The sequence below is a fragment of the Burkholderia sp. FW306-1C-G01B genome (assembly GCF_058781685.1).
The window spans coordinates 68,983-88,819 of the sequence record NZ_JBYSWZ010000024.1 but is presented as its reverse complement, the minus strand read 5'-3'; the positions used below and the strand labels follow the sequence as shown (position 1 = coordinate 88,819).

The following is a 19,837-nucleotide window of genomic DNA, read 5'->3' as shown; positions in this document are numbered from 1 at the left end:
CGAGCTCCTTACTGGGCCTGACGCTGCAGGATGTTCGAGAACTCTTCGATGAAGGTCTCGAAGCGGATCGCGAGGCGGTCGATGTCGTGCGCGTAGCGGTTGTACGCGACCACCGCCGGAATCGCGGCGAACAGGCCGATCGCGGTGGCGACGAGCGCCTCGGCGATGCCCGGCGCGACGTTCGCGAGCGTGGCCTGCTGCACGTTCGCGAGGCCGCGGAACGAGTTCATGATCCCCCAGACCGTGCCGAACAGGCCGATGTACGGGCTGACCGAACCGACCGATGCGAGGAACGCGAGGTTCGCTTCGAGCACGTCCATTTCACGCTGGAACGACGCGCGCATCGCGCGGCGTGCACCGTCGAGCACGAGGCCCGGATCGCTGAGGCGCTTTTCCTTCGCCTTCAGGAATTCGCGCATACCCGATTCGAAGATCCGCTCGAGCGCGCCGATCGTGTGGCGGTTGTTGGCCGCACTCTGGTACAGCGCCTGCAGGTCGCCGCCCGACCAGAAATCCCTCTCGAAGCGTTCGGTCTGCGCGCGTGCGCGGCGGATCGCAAACCACTTGCGGAAGATGAAGGTCCACGACATCAGCGACAGCAGCAGCAGCAGCCCCATCACGGCCTGGGCCAGCACGCTCGCGTTGAGGACGAGGGAAATGATCGACAGGTCTTGAGAAGTGTTCATAGAGGTTTGAGTAACGTCCCTTCGGGGCGCCCGGTATGCGTGCGGCGCGGCGCGCCGGCCAAGCCTGGCGCCGAACCTTGCTTAGTATCGAATCAGGAAGGCAAGTTCATGGGCTTTGTCTAAACGGCGCTCATGCGAGCTTCGTTGACAATACAGTCTGCCCGGCGTCGATGACGGGCCCGCGTTGCAGCGCGTCGAGCACGGCCGGCGGGATGGCCGCGGGCCGGATACCGTTACGGTCGACGCAGCCGAGGCGGATATGTCCGGCCACGAGCAGCGTGTCGCCACACCAGGCTTCCTGCGTGAATTCCACCGATGCGCGGCCGATGCGTCCGGGCCGGCTCGTGATCGCCAGCGTGTCGTCGAGTCGCGCCGGTGCGCGGTAGTCGAGCGACGTGCTGCGGACGATGAAGATCGCACCGGTATCGTCGGCGAGCCGACGCTGGTCGATGCCGCATGCGCGAAGCCACTCGGTGCGGGCGCGCTCGAAGAACTTCAGGTAGTTGGCATAGAAGACGATGCCGCCTGCATCGGTATCCTCGTAGTACACGCGCACCGGCCAGGTAAAGCCGGAACGCCCTTCCGGGGAGCGGGTAGGCTGAGTCATGGCGCGCATTCTACCGGAACGCAGGAACCGGATTCGTAACCGTTTCGTAACGGAATGTAGTACGACGCGGCACACCGCGGGCCGGCCGGAGGCCGGCCGCGGCTGCGCGCGATGGGTCAGCCGCGATGGATCGTGAGGCCGGCCGGTGCCTGGGCGACCGGCATCATCTCGATCGTGTTGATGTTCACGTGTGCCGGGCGCGTCGCGATCCAGTAGATCGTGTCGGCGATGTCCTCGGACGTGAGCGGCTGGACGTTCTGGTACACGTTCGCCGCCTTCGCGTCGTCGCCGCGGAAGCGGACGTTCGAGAATTCCGTGCCGCCGCACAGGCCCGGCTCGATATCGGTCACGCGCAACGGCGTGCCGATCAGGTCGGCGCGCAGGTTCAGGCTGAATTGTCGGACAAAAGCCTTGGTTGCGCCGTATACGTTCCCGCCCGGATACGGATAGGTTCCGGCAACCGAACCGAGATTGAAGATATGGCCGCGGCCGCGCTCGATCATGCCGGGCAGCAGCGCGTGCGTGACGGTCACCAGGCCCGAGCAGTTCGTGTCGATCATGGTCTGCCATTCGTCGAGGCTGGCCTTGTGGGCCGGCTCGACGCCAAGCGCGAGGCCGGCGTTGTTGACGAGCACGTCGAGCGCCGCGAATTCGGCGGGAAGGGCGCCCGGCACGGCTTCGACGGCCGCGCGGTCGCGCACGTCGAGCTCGAGCGGCAGAAGGGCATCGCCGAGCTCGGCGGCGAGCGCATCGAGACGATCCTTGCGACGCGCGGTCGCGACGACGCGGTGGCCTCCTTTGACGAAGGCACGGGCGATGGCGGCGCCGAAGCCGGCGGACGCGCCTGTGACGAACACGATCATTGCTGCTCCTGGTCGATAACAAAGTAGCGGGTGATATCCCGCAAGCCTACTGAGATTGCCGCACCGCGGCAAGGCGGCAAAGCGTTTCGGCACGGGCGCGTAGAGTCTGGCCCCAATTGCTCCCGGCGCGCTGCCGTGCGGTTGCCTATTCATGACGCATCCAATACACTAACGCGCTCATCACCCCTGCGTGACTGGCGATAGAACCCTTCGGGTTCAAGGTGGAGCATCCCACCGTGAAGCGCGGGGCGCCGTTTTTGCCGTTCGCCTGGGCAGCCGTTGTGCGCCGTCGCGTGCATTGCCGGTGGCTGTCCTGCCTCGCGTCATCCGGATTCTTCCGCCACGTCGAGCTGGTCCCGCCAGCAGCGCATCGTACTCGGCCACCCCGGTCAACCTGTACACACTTAACGGAAACCGTATGTTTGACAGAGCCCAAAGCACCATCGCGAACGTCGATCCCGAAGTCTTTGCAGCGATCGAGCATGAAAACCGCCGCCAGGAAGATCACATCGAGCTGATCGCGTCGGAAAACTACACGAGCCCGGCCGTGATGGCCGCGCAGGGCTCGCAGCTCACGAACAAGTACGCGGAAGGTTATCCGGGCAAGCGCTACTACGGCGGCTGCGAGTACGTCGACGTGGTCGAGCAGCTGGCGATCGACCGCGTGAAGCAGCTGTTCGGCGCGGAAGCGGCGAACGTGCAGCCGAACTCGGGTTCGCAGGCGAACCAGGGCGTGTTCTTCGCGATGCTCAAGCCGGGCGACACGATCATGGGCATGAGCCTCGCGCACGGCGGCCACCTGACGCACGGCTCGCCGGTGAACATGTCGGGCAAGTGGTTCAACGTCGTGAGCTACGGCCTGAACGAGAACGAAGACATCGACTACGAAGCGGCCGAGAAGCTCGCGCAGGAACACAAGCCGAAGCTGATCATCGCGGGCGCGTCGGCGTTCTCGCTGAAGATCGATTTCGAACGCCTGGCGAAGATCGCGAAGTCGGTGGGCGCGTACCTGATGGTCGACATGGCGCACTACGCGGGCCTGATCGCGGCCGGCGTGTACCCGAACCCGGTGCCGCACGCTGATTTCGTCACGACGACGACGCACAAGAGCCTGCGCGGCCCGCGCGGCGGCGTGATCCTGATGAAGTCCGAGTACGAGAAGCCGATCAACTCGGCGATCTTCCCGGGCATCCAGGGCGGCCCGCTGATGCACGTGATCGCGGCGAAGGCGGTGGCGTTCAAGGAAGCGCTGTCGCCGGAGTTCAAGGCGTACCAGGAAAAGGTGATCGAGAACGCGCGCGTGCTGGCTGAAACGCTGGTGAAGCGCGGGCTGCGGATCGTGTCGGGCCGCACGGAAAGCCACGTGATGCTGGTCGACCTGCGTGCGAAGAACATCACGGGCAAGGCAGCGGAAGCGGCGCTCGGCGCGGCGCACATCACGGTGAACAAGAACGCGATCCCGAACGACCCGGAAAAGCCGTTCGTGACGAGTGGCGTGCGCCTGGGTTCGCCGGCGATGACGACGCGCGGCTTCGGGCCGGCGGAAGCGGAGCAGGTGGGCAACCTGATCGCCGACGTGCTGGAGAACCCGGAAGATGCAGCGACGATCGAGCGCGTGCGTGCGCAGGTCGCCGAGCTGACCAAGCGTTTCCCGGTCTATCGCTGATCGACGATGCGCTGCCCGTTCTGCCGGCATGACGACACGCAGGTCGTTGATTCGCGCGTGTCCGAAGATGGCGCCGCGATTCGGCGGCGCCGTCGCTGCTCGGCTTGCGACAAGCGCTTCACGACGTACGAGCGGGTCGAGCTGTCCCTGCCGTTCGTCGTGAAGAAGGACGGCAGCCGCACGGAATTCGACCGCCGCAAGATCGTCGCCAGCATGCAACTCGCGCTGCGCAAGCGGCCGGTTGCCGCCGACGCGATCGATGCGGCGGTCGCCCGCATCGAATATCAACTGCTCGCGACAGGCGAGCGTGAAGTGCGTAGCGAGAAGCTCGGCGAACTCGTGATGAACGAGTTGCGCGGCCTCGATACGATTGCCTATGTCCGCTTCGCATCGGTGTATCGCCGGTTCGAGGACGTTTCTGAATTTGCCGACGTGATCGAAGAGTTCCGTCGCGCCTCTCCCACCAAGACCCCGCGTAAGCGCTGACGCGCTGCGTCCGTTCATCGTCTTCTCCGTTGGTTCAGTTCGCGCCGATTGTGTCGGTCGCGATCGCATGTCGCCAGTCAGCCGTTCGGCAAATGGCGTGCGTCCGCACGTGTCGCTACAGTCGTCGCATCACCTTGGCGGAGGACGACTGCGATGGGACTGCGTTACCCATTCTTGAAAAGCGTGGTGCGACGCTCGGGCGGGTTCACGCTCGTCGAGCTGATGGTCGTTATCGCGCTGGCGGCCGGGCTTGCACTCTATGCGGCACCCGCGTTCGACCAGTGGCGCATGCGCGAACGCGTGGATGCGCGCTCGCTTGCGTTGCTCGGGGCGCTGTCGTTTGCGCGTACCGAGGCGACGCGTCTCGGCGTGCGCGTCACGCTGTGCCGGGCCGGGAACGACGGTGTTTGCCTGCGTGCCGGCGAGCGGTGCGATCCGGCCGAATGGTCGTGCGACTGGCTCGTCAGCGGGCAATTCGACGGGCAGTCGCGCGTGCTGCGGCGCTATCCGCGCGATGCCGAAGTGGCCGTCGCGGGCGCCGCGCACGATCTGGCTTTCGCGCCGCCGGTCGGCCAGGCGATCGGCGGAATCCGGCGTTTCGAATTGCGTCCGCGCCGCGACCCGTCCGGAGCCGACGACGCACGCGCTTCGCGTTGCGTGCGGATTGCGGCGGGCGGCCGTGCGCGCATTGTCACCGGCCGTTGCGGCGCGGCGTGATGACCATGCGCAACGCAATGCACGGCACGTCGCTGATCGAGGCGATGCTGGCCGTCGCGCTGCTCGCGACCGTGATGCTGGCGGTGGCCGGCAGCCAGCTCGCGATGGCGCGCACGCAGCGGGCGACGATCTGGCGTGAACGCGCGCTGTGGCTGGCCGATGCGCGTGTCGAGCGCCCGCGCGCCGGCGCAGGAGCCGACGACGGTCTCGCGGCGCTGGCGGCTGCATCGTTGCCCGGCGGTGCGATGACGCTCGACGACGGGCCGGCCGGCGTCCGGTACGCGATTGTCGGCTGGAGAGGCGGCAATGCAGCGGTTTCGCCGCGATGCGAAGTTGCAGGTGCGTCGGCGCAGCCGCCGTCTTGCGTCCGGATTCCGTTTCGGGAGGCTGGTGCAGATGAACGCTGATCGCCGCATGCGTGCGCATACGCTGCTCGAAGTGCTGATCGCGATGACCGTCGGCCTTCTCGTGCTCGCGGCGGCCGGTGCGCTGTACCACGCGCAGCGCGTTGCGCAGCGGCGCGCGGAAGACGGGTTCCGGATGCGCGATGCAGCCGGCACCGCGCTGATGCTGATCGGCCAGCAGCTCCAGATGGCAGGATTCCGGCCGCTCGATGCAGAACGCGCGTCATCGTTGCCGCCGGTGTTCGGTTGTTCGATGGCGCGCGTGCGCGGCGACGGTGCGCAGGTACGGTGCGAGCCTGCGAGCGCTTCGTCGGACGCACTGCTGATCCGATATGTCGGCGATGCCGTGTCGACGTGGCCGACGGCGAGCGGCCAGGTGTCGGATTGTCTCGGGCAGGGTGCCGGCGTGTCCGGCGAACGGGCACCGGTGGAGAACCGCTTCGATGCGCACGTCAGTCCGTCGACCGGCGAGCCCGAACTGTACTGCGAAGGAAACGGCCGTCCAGGCACGCCACAGCCGGTCGTGTCGGGCATCGATCAGTTGCGTGCGCGCTATCTTCGTCGCGGCGGCATGCAGTTCGTCGATGCCGATGCAATGCGTGTCGACGACTGGCGCGATGTCGTGGCCGTGCATGTCTGCGTGCGGGCGCGCGGCGAACCGATGCGCGAGCCGGCCCGCCACGTCGACTGCGACGGTCGAGCTGCGGTTGCACAGGACGGCCGTGCACGTTTGACGCTGCATCGTGTCGTCGCGTTGAGGAATGCAGCGATCGCATTCGACGATACGTTGCGCGACGCAACGCACGCACGCGAGGTGTTGCGATGAGCGAAGCAGGAAGGTACGCGCGGGAGATATCGCGATGCGTTGCGGCAGGCAACCTGCCCGGGCACATTGTGGCGAACAGTGACGAACTGCGGCAGGCCGTGCGCACGGGAGCCGTGGCAACGAACCGGCGCGAGCCGCGCATACGTTTCCGGTCGGCCGGTCGCGATTGGCGTCGCGACGCGGGCCTCGCATTGCCCGCAGTGATCGCGGTCGGTGCCGCCGTTGCAGCACTGACAGGCACTTGGTTCGAATCCGCGCTGACGGAATCGCGCCGCACGCGTGCGTTGTCGGATCGGCTGATTGCATTCCATGCGGCCGATGCCGCGCTTGCGGCGTGCACCGCGCGATTGCTCCGTGGCTCGGCACCCTACGTGAACGAAGGCGAATCGCACACGGAGCCCGACGCGTGGCGGCGCATGCCGGCGATGGCGGCCGCCGAAGCGTTCGCGCCGTTCGCCGGATGGCCGATGGCCGCGCAGCCGCCGCGATGCCTGATCGAGGCGTGGCGCGGAGCAGGGCCGGCCGGTGGCCGCGCTTACGTCGTCACCGCGCGTGGCGTCGGCGCGCACGTGTCGAGTGCCGTCTGGCTGCAACACCAGGTCGCAATACGCGACGGCCGCATCGTTGCGCTGCGCTGGCGGCGCGTCGCGGCGGTGCTTCGGTGAACGGTCGCGCGTCCGTGTACCGATCGGCGGGATTCACGCTGCTCGAGCTGATGATCGTGCTCGCGATCGTCGCGGTGCTGGCCGGATGGGGCATCCCGTCGTATCGCGAGCATGTCGTGCGCGTTCATCACGCGTCGGCGGTGTCCGCGCTGTATCGGGCGGCCCAATATCTCGAAACGCTGGACGGCGCACCGCCGCCGGCATTGCCGGACGCGCTCGCGCAGGCGCCGCCGGACGGGCGGGCCGTTTATCGATTGACGCTCAGGCGGCCGGACGGCGACGACTCGCCGGTCACCTACGAGCTGGAAGCAAGCCCGCTCGACACGGGCCCGATGCACGACGATGCGTGCGGCGCCTTCACGCTGCGTTCGGACGGGACGAAGGGCAATGCGCGAAGGGATGGCGCCGACGAACAGGGTGCTGCTTGTTGGGGCGTGCGTTGAATTCGCACGAAGGGCGCGCAACGGCGCATGGCCGTGCGCGCTGGTCGCCGAGTATCAGTCGTCGTGTGCGTCGAGCTCGCGCTCGTCGCGCGACTGCTTCCAGATCCGGTAGACCTCCCATGCGGCGAAGCCGAGCGTGCCCCACTTCAGCGCGGGGCCCGCGCTCGCGCGCAGCAGCGAGCGAACGGGTTTCGCCAGCACGAGCGACGCGAGCGAACTCAGCATCGGATACTGGTTGACGAGGTGGCCGAGGCTCGCGTTCAGGTTTTTTGCGGACTGGCTGAACTTGCTGCCGGAAAGGCCGGGGATGAATACCTTGAGCCAGCTGAAGCGCGTGACGGCCTGGCGCATTTCGCCGGCGGCCGCCGCGAGTTCGAGCCGCTCGACTTCGGATCGCAGGATCAGCAATTCCTTGCGGAGCGCGCGATGCTGCGACGCGCTCCAGTTCGATCGCGACGAATGGGGGCGGTGTGCATTGCCCGTGACGTTCTGGCTCATGGCGCGTCGGCGAAGTAGGTGGGAAGGGGGAACACGACTGCGTTCACGGCTTGCCGCGGAACAGTTCGCGGTCTTTATCGAGTTCGGCGAGCGTCGCCTCGAACACGGTCGGTGCATCGCGCAGGCTCGAGCGCGCCTTCAGTGCGCACACGATGCCGCCTGCGGCATACAGCGCGGTGATCGCTGCGAGCGATTGCCAGCGATAGGTATCCCAGAACGCGATCGCGACGAGCACGGTCAGGCTCATGAGCGCCATCGTCGCGAGCATCATTGCGGCGAGCCCGAGGAACAGCACGCCCATCAGGCGTTCCTTCTCTTCGGCAAGCTCGATGCCCACCAGTTCGAGGCGCGTTTGCAGAAGCCCGATCGCGGAGCCGACGAGGCGGCGCAGCGGTCCTTGGCCGGATGGCTGCGAGGTGGTGTCTGTCGTCATGGGTGAGGTGCTTGCGCGTGCAGTGAGCAGCTAGGACAAAGCCGGCCGGCGGCAACCGCCGGTCGGCTTCGACGCCCGCAGGCCGCGCGACGCGGCCCACGGGACGGAACGGCGCAGCGCGCGTTACTTGCGGTTGATCAGCAGACCGATCAGCACGCCGACGCCGGCTGCAACGCCGATCGACGTCCACGGATGCTCGTGCACGTAATCGTCGGTCGCGCGAGCGGCCTTCTTGCCTTTCTCGACGACCACGACCTGGACGTCGGCGGCCTTGTCCTTGGCCTGCTTCAGGCGCGACATGGCTTTCTCGCGCAACTCGGCCGCACGGTCGCCCGTGCTGCTGGCGGCTTGCTTGAGCAGGTCTTCGGCGTCCGCGAGAACGGTTTTGATATCCGACATCAGTTTCTCCTTGTTGATTTCCGACATTGCAACTCCCTTCGTGCTGTCATGCTGCAGGTTCACATCGTAGCGAAACGCCTGCCTGCTGGCGAGCCGTGAAGACGCACGGCGGCAGTGCAAGATCGCATGGTAAACGATTTGTAAGTATCAGCAGGGCGGCAAACGGGTGAAAAGTTTCCCACGTGGCCGGCCGTCTTGCCGCAACACCGCGTAAAAATGACAAAAAAGTATGAATATCAAACGGAATAATCGTTCGCACGGCCCATTGCTTCCCGTAAGCTGATGGACTGTCCCGCGCCATACGGCGCGCGGTTTCAACCAGCATCGTTCGAGGAGGGAACATCATGAGTCTGCGTCTTGGCGACATCGCACCGGATTTCGAGCAGGAATCGAGCCTGGGCCCGATCAAGTTTCACGAGTGGCTCGGCGACAGCTGGGGCGTCCTGTTCTCCCACCCGGCCGACTACACGCCGGTGTGCACGACTGAACTCGGGCTGACCTCGAAGCTGAAGGGCGAATTCGAGAAGCGCAACGTGAAGGTGATCGCGCTGTCGGTCGACGGCGTCGAATCGCACAAGGGCTGGATCAACGACATCAACGAAACGCAGTCGACGGTCGTCGGCTTCCCGATCATTGCCGATGCGGACCGCAAGGTTTCGCAGTTGTACGACATGATCCATCCGAACGCGAACGAAACGCTGACGGTGCGCTCGCTGTTCGTGATCGACCCGAACAAGAAGGTGCGGCTCACCATCACCTATCCGGCCAGCACGGGCCGCAACTTCGACGAAGTGCTGCGCGTGATCGACTCGCTGCAACTGACCGACAACTACAAGGTCGCGACGCCCGGCAACTGGAAGGATGGCGACGATGTCGTGATCGTGCCGTCGCTGCAGGATCCGGAAGAGCTGAAGAAGCGTTTCCCGAAGGGCTTCAACGCGGTGCGTCCGTATCTGCGCCTCACGCCGCAGCCGAACAAGTAAGCATCGGCGCGTGAACGCGGTACCGGGCCGGCGGCCCGGTTCGCGGATCCTATATCGGATGAAAAACGGCCCGCCCGGCAGTCATGCCGGGCGGGCCGTATCTTTTTGCGCGTACGCGGCATCGCTGCCGGGCGCGCCGCATCCGGACGATCAGAAGAATGCCTGGATGCCCGTCTGCGCGCGGCCGAGGATCAGCGCGTGGATGTCGTGCGTGCCTTCGTACGTGTTGACCACTTCGAGGTTCACGAGGTGGCGCGCGACGCCGAATTCGTCGGAGATGCCGTTGCCGCCGAGCATGTCGCGCGCGAGCCGCGCGATGTCGAGCGACTTGCCGCACGAATTGCGCTTCATGATCGACGTGATCTCGACGGCCGCCGTGCCTTCGTCCTTCATCCGGCCGAGGCGCAGCACGCCTTGCAGGCCGAGCGTGATTTCGGTCTGCATGTCGGCGAGCTTCTTCTGGATCAACTGGTTCGCGGCGAGCGGCCGGCCGAACTGCTGGCGATCGAGCACGTACTGGCGCGCGGTGTGCCAGCACGATTCGGCGGCGCCGAGCGCGCCCCATGCGATCCCGTAGCGCGCCGAGTTCAGGCATGTGAACGGGCCGCGCAGGCCGCTCACGTTCGGCATCAGGTTCTCTTCTGGTACGAACACCTCGTCGAGGACGATCTCGCCGGTGATCGACGCGCGCAGCCCGACCTTGCCGTGGATCACGGGCGCGGACAGGCCTTTCCAGCCCTTCTCGAGGATGAAGCCGCGGATCGCGTCCTTGCCGTTCTCTTCGAGCTTCGCCCACACGACGAACACGTCGGCGATCGGCGAATTCGTGATCCACATCTTCGCGCCGGACAGCGAGTAGCCGCCGGGCACCTTCTTCGCGCGCGTGACCATGCTGCCCGGATCGGAGCCGTGGTTCGGCTCGGTCAGCCCGAAGCAGCCGATCCATTCGCCGGTCGCGAGCTTCGGCAGGTATTTCTGCTTCTGCGCGTCCGAGCCGAATTCGTGAATCGGCACCATCACGAGCGACGACTGCACGGACATCATCGACCGGTAGCCCGAATCGACGCGCTCGACTTCGCGCGCGATCAGCCCGTAGCTCACGTAATTGAGGCCGGGGCCGCCGTATTCCTCCGGAATCGTCGGGCCGAGCAGGCCGACTTCACCCATCTCGCGGAAGATGGCTGCGTCGGTGCGCTCGTGGCGGAACGCTTCGGTGACGCGCGGCGCGAGCTTGTCCTGCGCGTAAGCCTGCGCGGCATCGCGCACCATCCGCTCTTCCTCGGTCAGTTGCTGGTCGAGCAGCAGCGGATCGTCCCAATGAAAAGTTGCAGCACTCATCGTCTCATCTCCTGTCGGTCCGCGTTAGCGCTTCAGCGCTTCAGCGCTTACGCGGACCCCATGCTTTGCGGTCGTCCCCGGTTTGGCCGGGCTCATGCCAAATGATCGCTTGACTGAAGTTCCGCTGTGCGGAACAATGTTTTGCAAATCGAACCCAGTGTAGCATCAGATGACACTTTCAACCATCGACGAAACCACGATCGACGAACGCAAGTTCGTCGTCGCGCTCGCGCGCGGGCTCGACCTGCTGCGCGCATTCCGGCCCGGCGAGACGATGCTCGGCAACCGTGACTTCGCGGAGCGCACGGGGCTGCCGAAGGCGACCGTGAACCGGCTCGCCTATACGCTGACCGTGCTCGGCTATCTGCGCTACGACGAGACGCTCGGAAAGTATGCGCTCGACGCCGGCGTGCTGTCGCTCGGCTACGCGCTGCTGTCGGGCTCGGGGACGATCGACCTCGCGCGGCCGCACATGCAGGCGCTCGCGCGCGAGATCGGTGCCGCCGTATCGCTCGGCTGCCGCGACGGGCTCGACATGATCTATCTGGAGACGATCCGCAGCGAGACCGCGCTGACGCTCGGGCTCGCGCCCGGTTCGCGGTTGTCGATGCTGACGAGTTCGATGGGGCGCGCGTACCTGGCCGTGCAGCCGGAGGACGTGCGCCGCGCGCTTTATGCGGAACTGCATCGCGCGGCCGGCGGCGCGGCCGACGCCGATGCGCTCGTCGCCGCCGCACGACATGCGGTGGCCGAGTTCTCGGCGGGCGGTTGCTGCTATTCGTTTCGCGCGTGGCATATGGACGTGAACGCGGCGGCCGTGCCGTTTCGCGAGCCGCGCGAGGGGCGCTGGCTGATCCTGAGCTGCAGCGGCCCCGCATCGTCGATGGACGAGGACGTGTTCCGTACGCAGGTCGGGCCGAAGCTGAAGGCGCTCGCGCAGCGGCTCGGGCAGACGGCGTGAGCAACGCGGCGCGCGGCTATCGCCGTCGCGCCGCAGCGGTTTCGTCTCCGGTGTCGGTGAGAGCCGATGACGGCGCTGCCGCCGTCTCTTGTGCTGCGGTCGAACCGCGCTCATCATCGTTCGCCGGCTTCCCGACGACGAGGTTCGCAATGTCCCACCCAGAAACGATGGAAGGCGGATGCGCGTGCGGCGCGATCCGCTACCGTATCGCCCACGTTCCGACCGACGCCGGCTTTTGCCACTGCCGGCTCTGTCAGCGCACGACCGGCGCGGCGGTCGTCGCATCGGCATCGGTGCCGATCGACGCGTTCGAATACCTGCAGGGCGAGCCGACCGTCTACGCGTCGAGCGCGTGGGGCGAGCGGCGCTTCTGCGGCCGTTGCGGCGCGCAGCTCGAATACCGGCTTGGCGACGCGCCGAAAACGGTCGAAATCAATTATGCGACGCTCGACGAGCCGTCGCGGCTGCGTCCGGCGTGGCACGTCTGGTATGGGGATCGTTTCCCGGGCATCGAGATCGACGACGATCTGCCCAAGTACGACGATGGCGGACGAGCGTAAGCGGTAACCATCGGCACCGACGGGCAGGCGTCGGGCAGCGGGTCGCGTCAGGCGACCCGATCGCCCCATCCCGCAGCAGCACGACACCCGCATTCGGCATGCGGCGCGCCGCTCTCCGCGCGCGCCTGCCGCCCCATCCGTTCAGGCCGTCACGACCTTCGCAAACGCGGGCCCCTGCATGAACCGCACGTCGTGCTGGCGCAGCAGCTCGCACTGCGCCTCGTCGACGACGCCGTCGAAGATCAGCGGAATCCGCACGCGCTGCGCATACGCGACGAGCGCCTTGACCATCCCGTCGCGCAACGCGATGCCCGCATCCATCTTGATGTAGTCGGGCCGCGCCATCTCCGATTCGACCGCGAGGATGCGGCCCGGATCGGGCAGCTTGTCCGCGACCTTGAAGCCGTGATGCTGGTAGCTGCGCGTCAGGTAGCCGAGGAAGGTCTTGTGCGCGACCGCGACCGCCGGCAGCTCGATCACGATCCGCTCGGTCGGCAGCCCGAAGCGCTGCAGCACCGACGAGAAATGCTTGCCGTGGTCGTACTTCACGCTCTTGAGCAGCCGTTCGTGCACGCGCAGGAACAGCAGCCCGTGGCGCTGCGCGCCGAAGAAGTTGATCGCGTGCAGCGCGCGCGACAGGCGGTCGATCGCGACGAGCGTCTGGTCGTCGACGGCCGAGTCGACCGGATCGTGCGCGGCGCCCGTGACGACCGTGACAGCCTGGAAGCCGAGTTCGTCGCCGTAGCGCTCGATCGCGTCGGTGAACGACGTCGATTGCGGCGCGCCGGGCATCGTCACGTCGTAGATCGGTTCGTAGGCGCTGCCGAGCGTGCGCTCGGGCAGATTCGCGCTCGCGGTGCCGCCTTCGGCAAGCGCGAGGTGATCCCGCAGATACGGCAGTTGCCCGGCACGGGCGACCAGCTCGGGAATGGTGGGCGGAATCATCGGCGTAAGAAGGAAAAACGGCGGCCGAACGGGCCGCCTCGTATCTGGATATTAGCAGTGCGCGCCACGCTCGGCTCGGCGTTTCGCTCATATGGTTATCCCGTTCTGGAACCGGCGGCTAGGGTTTACGTTTATTTCACTATTCGTAATTGGTTTTACTATTCGTAAATCCAGGATTTGTCGCCGATCAAGAAATGCGGCATTCGGGCGTCGCTCGACGGCGCCGTTCGCGAATCAACAGGAAGCAAGGAGCGAGACGTGGCGGTTGACAGGAAAGGCGGGCGGGAGCGCCGGCAGGTGACGGGCGCAATGACGGGCGCGCCGGCGCGCGCACGGCAGGGTTGAGGCGCGGATGGCGACCATGAGCATCGATTACCAGACGCTGAAGTTCGAGTACCGTCCGCGCGCGCATGACGCGGCCATTCACCCGGTGATCGTCGTCGGCGCGGGCCCGGTGGGCCTGTCGGCCGCGATCGACCTCGCGCAGCAGGGCGTGCCCGTCGTGCTGCTCGACGACGACGACACGCTGTCCACCGGCTCGCGCGCGATCTGCTTCGCGAAACGCACGCTCGAGATCTTCGACCGGCTCGGCTGCGGCGAGCGCTTCGTCGACAAGGGCGTGAGCTGGCACGTCGGCAAGGTGTTCCTGCAGGACGAACAGCTTTACGCATTCGACCTGCTGCCCGAGGAAGGGCATGCGCGCCCCGCGTTCATCAATCTGCAGCAGTACTACGTCGAAGGCTATCTGGCCGATCGTGCGTTCGAGCTGCCGAACCTCGACATCCGCTGGAAGCACAAGGTGACGGGCGTCGAGCAGTCGGACGAGCATGCGGTGCTGACGATCGAGACGCCGGACGGCGTCTCGACGCTGCGTGCGCAATACGTGATCGCGGCCGACGGCTCGCGCAGCCCGATGCGCACGATGATGAGCCTCGAAAGCCACGGCCGTACGTTCAAGGACCGCTTCCTGATCGCCGACGTGAAGATGAAGGCGGAGTTTCCGACCGAGCGCTGGTTCTGGTTCGATCCGCCGTTCCACCCGAACCAGTCGGTGCTGCTGCACCGCCAGCCCGACAACGTATGGCGCATCGACTTCCAGCTCGGCTGGGACGCCGATCCCGTCGCCGAGAAGCAGCCGGAGCGCGTGATCCCGCGCGTGCGCGCGCTGCTCGGGCCGGACGCCGAGTTCGAGCTCGAATGGGTGAGCGTCTATACGTTCCGCTGCCAGCGGATGGAGTCGTTCCGTCACGGCCGCGTGCTGTTCGCGGGCGACTCCGCGCACGGCGTGTCGCCGTTCGGCGCGCGCGGCGCGAACAGCGGCGTGCAGGACGCGGACAACCTCGCATGGAAGCTGAAGCTCGTGCTCGACGGCCGCGCGGCCGACCGTCTGCTCGATACGTACGCGAGCGAACGCGAGTTCGCGGCCGACGAGAACATCCGCAACTCGACGCGCTCGACCGATTTCATCACGCCGAAAAGCCCGGTGTCGCGCGTGTTCCGCGACGCGACGCTGAAGCTCGCGCGCGATTGCGAATTCGCGCGCAAGCTCGTGAACAGCGGCCGCCTGTCGGTGCCGGCCGTGCTGGCCGGTTCGCCGCTGAACACGCCGGATCGCGGCGGCGACGCATTCGCATGCGCGATGCGGCCGGGTGCGGCGGCAGCCGATGCACCGGTGCGTGTGCAGGGTGCGGCGGGCTGGCTGCTGCAGCACTTGCGCGGCGGCTTCACCGGCGTGCTGTTCGGGTTGCCGGGCGACGCGGCCGCGCTCGCGCAGGCCGTCGACGGCCTCGCGCTGCCGGTGCGGCCGGTGCTCGTCGTGCCCGCCGGGCACGCCGGGCACGCGCAGCCGGTGGCCGGCATCGACGTCGTGGAGGACGTCGGCGGTTTCGCCGCGCAACGCTATGACGCGAAGCCCGGCACGTTCTACCTGCTGCGTCCCGACCAGCATGTCTGCGCACGCATGCGCACGCTCGACCGTCAGGCGCTTGCCGACGCACTGGCGCGCGCGACCTGCGCACGCTGAATACCGCAATGGACACGATAACGACACCGGAGACCCCGTCATGCCCTCACTCGACACCCACCCGCGCCTGGCCGATCCGGACGCGTTCTACGAAGCGCTGATCGACATGCATCGCGACCTGTCCGACGCCGACAGCCAGCTCGTCAACGCGAAGCTGATCCTGCTGCTCGCGAACCAGATCGGCGACGCCGACGTGCTGCGCGAAGCGATGGCGCTCGCGCGCCAGGGCGTGACGCCGCCCGTGCATCCGGCCGCCGAGGTCGCGCAATGAGCGCGGCGCCGGCCGACGCGCGCGTGCTCGAAGTCGAGCGCGTGATCGACGAGACCCATCGCCCGGGCTTTCACTGGATGCTGCTCGTGTTGTGCGGGCTGTGCCTCGTGATCGACGGTTTCGATGCGCAGGCGATGGGCTACGTCGCGCCGAGCGTGATCGCCGAATGGGGCGTGCCGAAGCAGGCGCTCGGCCCGGTGTTCAGCGCGAGCCTGTTCGGGATGCTGCTCGGCGCGCTCGGGCTGTCGGTGCTGGCCGACCGGATCGGGCGGCGCCCGGTGCTGATCGGCTCGACGCTGTTCTTCGCGGTGACGATGCTCGCGACGCCGTTCGCGGGCTCGATTCCCGTGCTGATGGCGCTGCGCTTCGTCACGGGCCTGGGCCTCGGCTGCATCATGCCGAACGCGATGGCGCTGGTCGGCGAGTTCAGTCCGGCCGCGCATCGCGTGAAGCGGATGATGATGGTGTCGTGCGGCTTCACGCTTGGCGCTGCGATCGGCGGCTTCATCAGCGCCGCGCTGATTCCGGCGCTCGGCTGGCGTTCGGTGTTCTTCGTCGGCGGCGCGGTGCCGCTCGTGCTCGCGATCGCGATGATCGCGCGGCTGCCCGAGTCGCTGCAGTTCCTGGTGCTGAAAGGGCGCGTCGCGCAGGCGCGCGACTGGCTCGCGCGCTTCGCGCCGCAGGCCGGCATCGATGCGGACACGCGCCTCGTCGTACGCGAGCGGGCCGCGACCGGCGCGCCGGTGGCCGAGCTGTTCAGCCACGGCCGCCTGCCGGTCACGCTGCTGCTGTGGGCGATCAGCTTCATGAACCTGATCGATCTGTACTTCCTGTCGAACTGGCTGCCGACCGTGATGCGCGAAGCGGGTTATTCGCCGGGCACGGCGGTGATCGTCGGTACGGTGCTGCAGACGGGCGGCGTGATCGGCACGCTGTCGCTCGGCTGGTTCATCGAACGCTACGGCTTCGTGCGCGTGCTGTTCGCCTGCTTCGCGTGCGCGGCCGTGTCGGTGGGGCTGATCGGCTCGGTCGCGCATGCGCTGCCGTGGCTGCTGGTCGTCGTGTTCGCGGGCGGGTTCTGCGTGGTCGGCGGGCAGCCGGCCGTGAACGCGCTCGCGGGCCAGTATTACCCGACGTCGCTGCGCTCGACGGGCATCGGCTGGAGCCTCGGCATCGGCCGGATCGGCTCGGTGCTCGGGCCGCTCGTCGGCGGACAACTGATTGCGCTCAACTGGTCGAACGATGCGCTGTTCCACGCGGCCGCGGTGCCCGTGCTGTGCTCGGCGCTGTTCGTCCTCGGATTGGCCGGTGTGACGCGGCGAAACGGTGCGCACGCGCCGAACGCCGCGATGAATTGATGGAGAAAGGAAACGATGACGCTTGACCTGTCGAAACCGGCGACCGCCGGCTACCTGAGCGGTTTCGCGAACGAATTCGCGACCGAGGCGCTGCCCGGCGCGCTGCCGCACGGCCGCAACTCGCCGCAGCGCGCGCCGTACGGGCTGTATGCGGAGCAGCTGTCGGGCACCGCGTTTACCGCGCCACGCGGCCACAACCGCCGCTCGTGGCTGTACCGCATCCGCCCGGCCGCCGTGCACCGGCCGTTCGAGCCATACGCGGGCCCGCAGCGGCTCGTGTCGGAATTCGGCGACTCGGCCGACGTGCCGCCGACGCCGCCGAACCAGCTGCGCTGGGATCCGCTGCCGATGCCGGTCGAGCCGACCGATTTCGTCGACGCTCTGGTGACGATGGCCGGCAACGGCTCGGCGGCCGCGATGAACGGCTGCGCGATCCACCTGTACGCGTCGAACCGCTCGATGCAGGACCGCTTCTTCTACAGCGCGGACGGCGAACTGCTGATCGTGCCGCAGCAGGGGCGGCTGTTCATCGCGACCGAATTCGGCCGGCTCGACGTCGAGCCGTTCGAGATCGCGGTGATCCCGCGCGGCGTGCGTTTTTCCGTCGCGCTGCCGGACGGCGAAGCGCGCGGCTACATCTGCGAAAACTTCGGTGCGCAGCTGCGCCTGCCGGATCTCGGCCCGATCGGCTCGAACGGTCTCGCGAACCCACGCGACTTCCTGACGCCGCAGGCCGCGTACGAGGATCGCGAAGGCGCGTTCGAGCTGATCGCGAAGCTGAACGGCCGATTGTGGCGCGCGGACATCGGCCATTCGCCGCTCGACGTCGTCGCGTGGCACGGCAACTACGCGCCGTACAAATATGACCTGCGCCTGTTCAACACGATCGGCTCGATCAGCTACGACCATCCCGATCCGTCGATCTTCCTCGTGCTGCAGTCGCAGAGCGATACGCCGGGCGTCGACACGATCGACTTCGTGATCTTCCCGCCGCGCTGGCTCGCGGCCGAGGATACGTTCCGCCCGCCTTGGTTCCACCGCAATGTCGCGAGCGAGTTCATGGGGCTCGTGCACGGCGCGTACGACGCGAAGGCGGAAGGCTTCGTGCCGGGCGGTGCGAGCCTGCACAACTGCATGTCGGGCCACGGGCCCGACGCGGACACGTTCGAGAAGGCGTCCGCGAGCGACACGACGAAGCCGCACAAGGTCGACGCGACGATGGCGTTCATGTTCGAGACCCGCACGCTGATCCGGCCGACGCGCTACGCGCTCGACACCGCGCAGTTGCAGGCCGACTACTTCGAATGCTGGCAAGGCATCAGGAAACACTTCAACCCGGAGCAAAGATGAGCGACACCCAAGACTGGCGCGCGACGCTCGACCCGGCCCGCAAGAGCTGGGTCGATACGGCGAACGATCCCGCCTGCGATTTCCCGATCCAGAACCTGCCGTTCGGGATTTTCAGCGATGCGAAGCAGGCGGCGCGCCGTGCGGGCGTCGCGCTCGGCGACCAGATCGTCGATCTCGCCGAATTGAAGCGAGCCGGGCTGCTGAAGTTGCCGCTGCCGAGCTTCGAGGATTTCATCGAGATGCGCGATCGCGCGTTCGAGCAGCCGATGCTGAACGATTTCATCGCGCTCGGCCGCGATGCGTGGCGCAGCGTGCGCGTGCAACTGTCGGACCTGTTCTCGCGCGACAACGCGCGGCTGCGTGACGATGCGGCGCTGCGCGCGCAGGTGCTCGTCGCGCAGCGCGACGCGACGCTGCATCTGCCGGTCGAGATCCCCGGCTACACCGATTTCTATTCGTCGAAGGAGCATGCGACCAACGTCGGCTCGATGTTCCGCGATCCGAAGAATGCGCTGCTGCCGAACTGGTCGGAGATGCCGATCGGCTACAACGGCCGCGCGTCGTCGGTGGTCGTGAGCGGCACGCCGGTGCGGCGCCCGAACGGGCAACTGAAGCTGCCCGACCAGGAGCGCCCGGTGTTCGGCGCGTGCCGCAAGCTCGACATCGAGCTGGAGACGGGCTTCATCGTCGGCAAGGGCAACGCGCTCGGCGAGCCGATCGCGTGCGAGGACGCGGAAGCGCATATCTTCGGGATGGTGCTGCTGAACGACTGGAGCGCGCGCGACATCCAGCAGTGGGAATACGTGCCGCTCGGCCCGTTCAACGCGAAGACGTTCGCGACGACGATCTCGCCGTGGATCGTCACGCTCGACGCGCTCGAACCGTTCCGCACCGCGCAGCCGGAGCAGTCGCCGCAGCCGCTCGCGTATCTGCGGCACGCGGGCAGGCATGCGTTCGACATCGCGCTCGAAGTGACGCTGCGCGCCGAAGGAGCGGCGCATGCGACGTCGATCTGCCGCACCAACTTCAAGCACATGTACTGGACGATGGCGCAGCAGCTCGCGCATCACACGGTCGCGGGCTGCAACACGCGGGTCGGCGACCTGATGGGTTCGGGCACGATCAGCGGGCCGACGAAGGATTCGTTCGGCAGCCTGCTCGAACTGACGTGGAACGGCAAGGAGCCGGTTGCGCTGGACGGCGGCGGCAGCCGCGCATTCATCGAGGATGGCGACGAGCTGACGCTCGCCGGATGGTGCCAGGGCGACGGCTATCGCGTCGGCTTCGGCACCTGCGCGGGCAAGATCCTGCCGGCGCGGAGCGCGTAACACGCAAGACGTAGCACGCAGCACACG

At 67.1% G+C, this 19,837-nt stretch carries 23 protein-coding genes and 1 riboswitch; of the genes, 15 read left to right on the top strand and 8 right to left on the bottom strand.

Annotation, left to right across the window (positions count from 1 at the left end):
* Positions 1-8: 8 nt before the first annotated feature.
* The 3 genes from tolQ to AC3WLY_RS33740 all read right to left on the bottom strand — a co-directional run bounded on the left by tolQ (position 9) and on the right by AC3WLY_RS33740 (position 2,156).
* Positions 9-686, bottom strand: coding sequence for a protein TolQ (tolQ, locus tag AC3WLY_RS33750; protein WP_034182824.1), 678 nt, complete (start codon positions 684-686; stop codon positions 9-11).
* Between the two features lie 130 nt (positions 687-816).
* Entirely contained in the window at positions 817-1,302 is a 486-nt protein-coding gene (gene ybgC / locus AC3WLY_RS33745; protein WP_072436240.1) for a tol-pal system-associated acyl-CoA thioesterase, read from the bottom strand.
* A gap of 107 nt (positions 1,303-1,409) precedes the next feature.
* Positions 1,410-2,156 carry an SDR family NAD(P)-dependent oxidoreductase gene (locus AC3WLY_RS33740; protein ID WP_175962495.1) on the bottom strand — a complete coding sequence of 249 codons (747 nt, stop codon included), beginning with the start codon at positions 2,154-2,156 and terminating at the stop codon, positions 1,410-1,412.
* 180 nt (positions 2,157-2,336) lie between these two features.
* A riboswitch (ZMP/ZTP riboswitch) is annotated at positions 2,337-2,437 on the top strand.
* Between the two features lie 137 nt (positions 2,438-2,574).
* Between AC3WLY_RS33740 and glyA the strand changes: the two genes are divergently transcribed.
* The 7 genes from glyA to AC3WLY_RS33705 all read left to right on the top strand — a co-directional run bounded on the left by glyA (position 2,575) and on the right by AC3WLY_RS33705 (position 7,363).
* Positions 2,575-3,822: a serine hydroxymethyltransferase gene (glyA, locus tag AC3WLY_RS33735; RefSeq protein WP_492310605.1), complete on the top strand. Its 1,248-nt coding sequence runs from the start codon at positions 2,575-2,577 to the stop codon at positions 3,820-3,822.
* A gap of 6 nt (positions 3,823-3,828) precedes the next feature.
* Complete coding sequence (nrdR, locus tag AC3WLY_RS33730; protein WP_176049474.1) at positions 3,829-4,308, top strand: transcriptional regulator NrdR; 480 nt, start codon at positions 3,829-3,831, stop codon at positions 4,306-4,308.
* A 153-nt stretch (positions 4,309-4,461) separates the two neighbouring features.
* Positions 4,462-5,025, top strand: a complete 564-nt coding sequence (locus AC3WLY_RS33725) for a GspH/FimT family pseudopilin (RefSeq protein ID WP_492310604.1) — start codon at positions 4,462-4,464, stop codon at positions 5,023-5,025.
* Positions 5,025-5,432 (top strand): hypothetical protein, encoded by a 408-nt coding sequence (locus AC3WLY_RS33720; RefSeq protein WP_310138077.1) that lies wholly within the window; start codon positions 5,025-5,027, stop codon positions 5,430-5,432. The genes AC3WLY_RS33725 and AC3WLY_RS33720 overlap by 1 nt, the downstream gene beginning before the upstream one ends.
* Positions 5,422-6,255, top strand: a complete 834-nt coding sequence (locus tag AC3WLY_RS33715; protein ID WP_175962498.1) for a PilW family protein — start codon at positions 5,422-5,424, stop codon at positions 6,253-6,255. The genes AC3WLY_RS33720 and AC3WLY_RS33715 overlap by 11 nt, the downstream gene beginning before the upstream one ends.
* A gap of 191 nt (positions 6,256-6,446) precedes the next feature.
* Positions 6,447-6,920, top strand: coding sequence for a hypothetical protein (locus AC3WLY_RS33710; RefSeq protein ID WP_492310602.1), 474 nt, complete (start codon positions 6,447-6,449; stop codon positions 6,918-6,920).
* Positions 6,921-6,934: 14 nt separating this feature from the next.
* On the top strand, positions 6,935-7,363 hold the full coding sequence (locus tag AC3WLY_RS33705; RefSeq protein ID WP_432207788.1) for a type IV pilin protein: 429 nt from the start codon (positions 6,935-6,937) through the stop codon (positions 7,361-7,363).
* Between the two features lie 54 nt (positions 7,364-7,417).
* Here AC3WLY_RS33705 and AC3WLY_RS33700 read toward each other — a convergent pair whose 3' ends face one another.
* The 3 genes from AC3WLY_RS33700 to AC3WLY_RS33690 all read right to left on the bottom strand — a co-directional run bounded on the left by AC3WLY_RS33700 (position 7,418) and on the right by AC3WLY_RS33690 (position 8,720).
* On the bottom strand, positions 7,418-7,861 hold the full coding sequence (locus AC3WLY_RS33700; protein ID WP_072436234.1) for a DUF3318 domain-containing protein: 444 nt from the start codon (positions 7,859-7,861) through the stop codon (positions 7,418-7,420).
* A 43-nt stretch (positions 7,862-7,904) separates the two neighbouring features.
* Positions 7,905-8,294, bottom strand: coding sequence for a phage holin family protein (locus AC3WLY_RS33695; protein ID WP_310138068.1), 390 nt, complete (start codon positions 8,292-8,294; stop codon positions 7,905-7,907).
* A 123-nt stretch (positions 8,295-8,417) separates the two neighbouring features.
* Positions 8,418-8,720, bottom strand: a complete 303-nt coding sequence (locus AC3WLY_RS33690) for an ElaB/YgaM/YqjD family protein (RefSeq protein ID WP_026044969.1) — start codon at positions 8,718-8,720, stop codon at positions 8,418-8,420.
* A 317-nt stretch (positions 8,721-9,037) separates the two neighbouring features.
* On the opposite strand from AC3WLY_RS33690, the gene AC3WLY_RS33685 reads away from it, so the two are divergent.
* Complete coding sequence (locus AC3WLY_RS33685; protein ID WP_034182833.1) at positions 9,038-9,676, top strand: peroxiredoxin; 639 nt, start codon at positions 9,038-9,040, stop codon at positions 9,674-9,676.
* Positions 9,677-9,826: 150 nt separating this feature from the next.
* Here the strand turns inward: AC3WLY_RS33685 and AC3WLY_RS33680 are convergent, their stop codons facing one another.
* A complete protein-coding gene (locus AC3WLY_RS33680) occupies positions 9,827-11,014 on the bottom strand; it encodes an acyl-CoA dehydrogenase (protein ID WP_310138038.1) in 1,188 nt (395 codons plus the stop codon).
* A gap of 169 nt (positions 11,015-11,183) precedes the next feature.
* Here AC3WLY_RS33680 and AC3WLY_RS33675 point away from each other — a divergent pair, with 169 nt between their 5' ends.
* Together AC3WLY_RS33675 and AC3WLY_RS33670 are read left to right on the top strand one after the other, a co-directional pair.
* Positions 11,184-11,975: an IclR family transcriptional regulator gene (locus AC3WLY_RS33675; protein WP_204425877.1), complete on the top strand. Its 792-nt coding sequence runs from the start codon at positions 11,184-11,186 to the stop codon at positions 11,973-11,975.
* A 149-nt stretch (positions 11,976-12,124) separates the two neighbouring features.
* On the top strand, positions 12,125-12,535 hold the full coding sequence (locus AC3WLY_RS33670; protein WP_072436230.1) for a GFA family protein: 411 nt from the start codon (positions 12,125-12,127) through the stop codon (positions 12,533-12,535).
* Between the two features lie 141 nt (positions 12,536-12,676).
* On the opposite strand, the gene AC3WLY_RS33665 is transcribed toward AC3WLY_RS33670, so the two are convergent.
* Positions 12,677-13,480: an EAL domain-containing protein gene (locus AC3WLY_RS33665; protein ID WP_310138031.1), complete on the bottom strand. Its 804-nt coding sequence runs from the start codon at positions 13,478-13,480 to the stop codon at positions 12,677-12,679.
* A gap of 361 nt (positions 13,481-13,841) precedes the next feature.
* Between AC3WLY_RS33665 and AC3WLY_RS33660 the strand changes: the two genes are divergently transcribed.
* Genes AC3WLY_RS33660 through fahA form a run of 5 tightly spaced genes read left to right on the top strand, consistent with a single transcriptional unit; the run spans position 13,842 to position 19,810 of the window.
* On the top strand, positions 13,842-15,503 hold the full coding sequence (locus tag AC3WLY_RS33660; protein WP_492310601.1) for an FAD-dependent oxidoreductase: 1,662 nt from the start codon (positions 13,842-13,844) through the stop codon (positions 15,501-15,503).
* Positions 15,504-15,543: 40 nt separating this feature from the next.
* Entirely contained in the window at positions 15,544-15,774 is a 231-nt protein-coding gene (locus AC3WLY_RS33655; RefSeq protein WP_310138025.1) for a DUF2783 domain-containing protein, read from the top strand.
* On the top strand, positions 15,771-17,132 hold the full coding sequence (locus AC3WLY_RS33650) for an MFS transporter (protein ID WP_425131419.1): 1,362 nt from the start codon (positions 15,771-15,773) through the stop codon (positions 17,130-17,132). Before AC3WLY_RS33655 ends, AC3WLY_RS33650 begins: the two co-directional genes overlap by 4 nt.
* Before the next feature lie 15 nt (positions 17,133-17,147).
* Positions 17,148-18,482: a homogentisate 1,2-dioxygenase gene (gene hmgA / locus AC3WLY_RS33645; protein ID WP_492310600.1), complete on the top strand. Its 1,335-nt coding sequence runs from the start codon at positions 17,148-17,150 to the stop codon at positions 18,480-18,482.
* Complete coding sequence (gene fahA / locus AC3WLY_RS33640) at positions 18,479-19,810, top strand: fumarylacetoacetase (RefSeq protein ID WP_492310599.1); 1,332 nt, start codon at positions 18,479-18,481, stop codon at positions 19,808-19,810. The genes hmgA and fahA overlap by 4 nt, the downstream gene beginning before the upstream one ends.
* Positions 19,811-19,837: the final 27 nt, after the last annotated feature.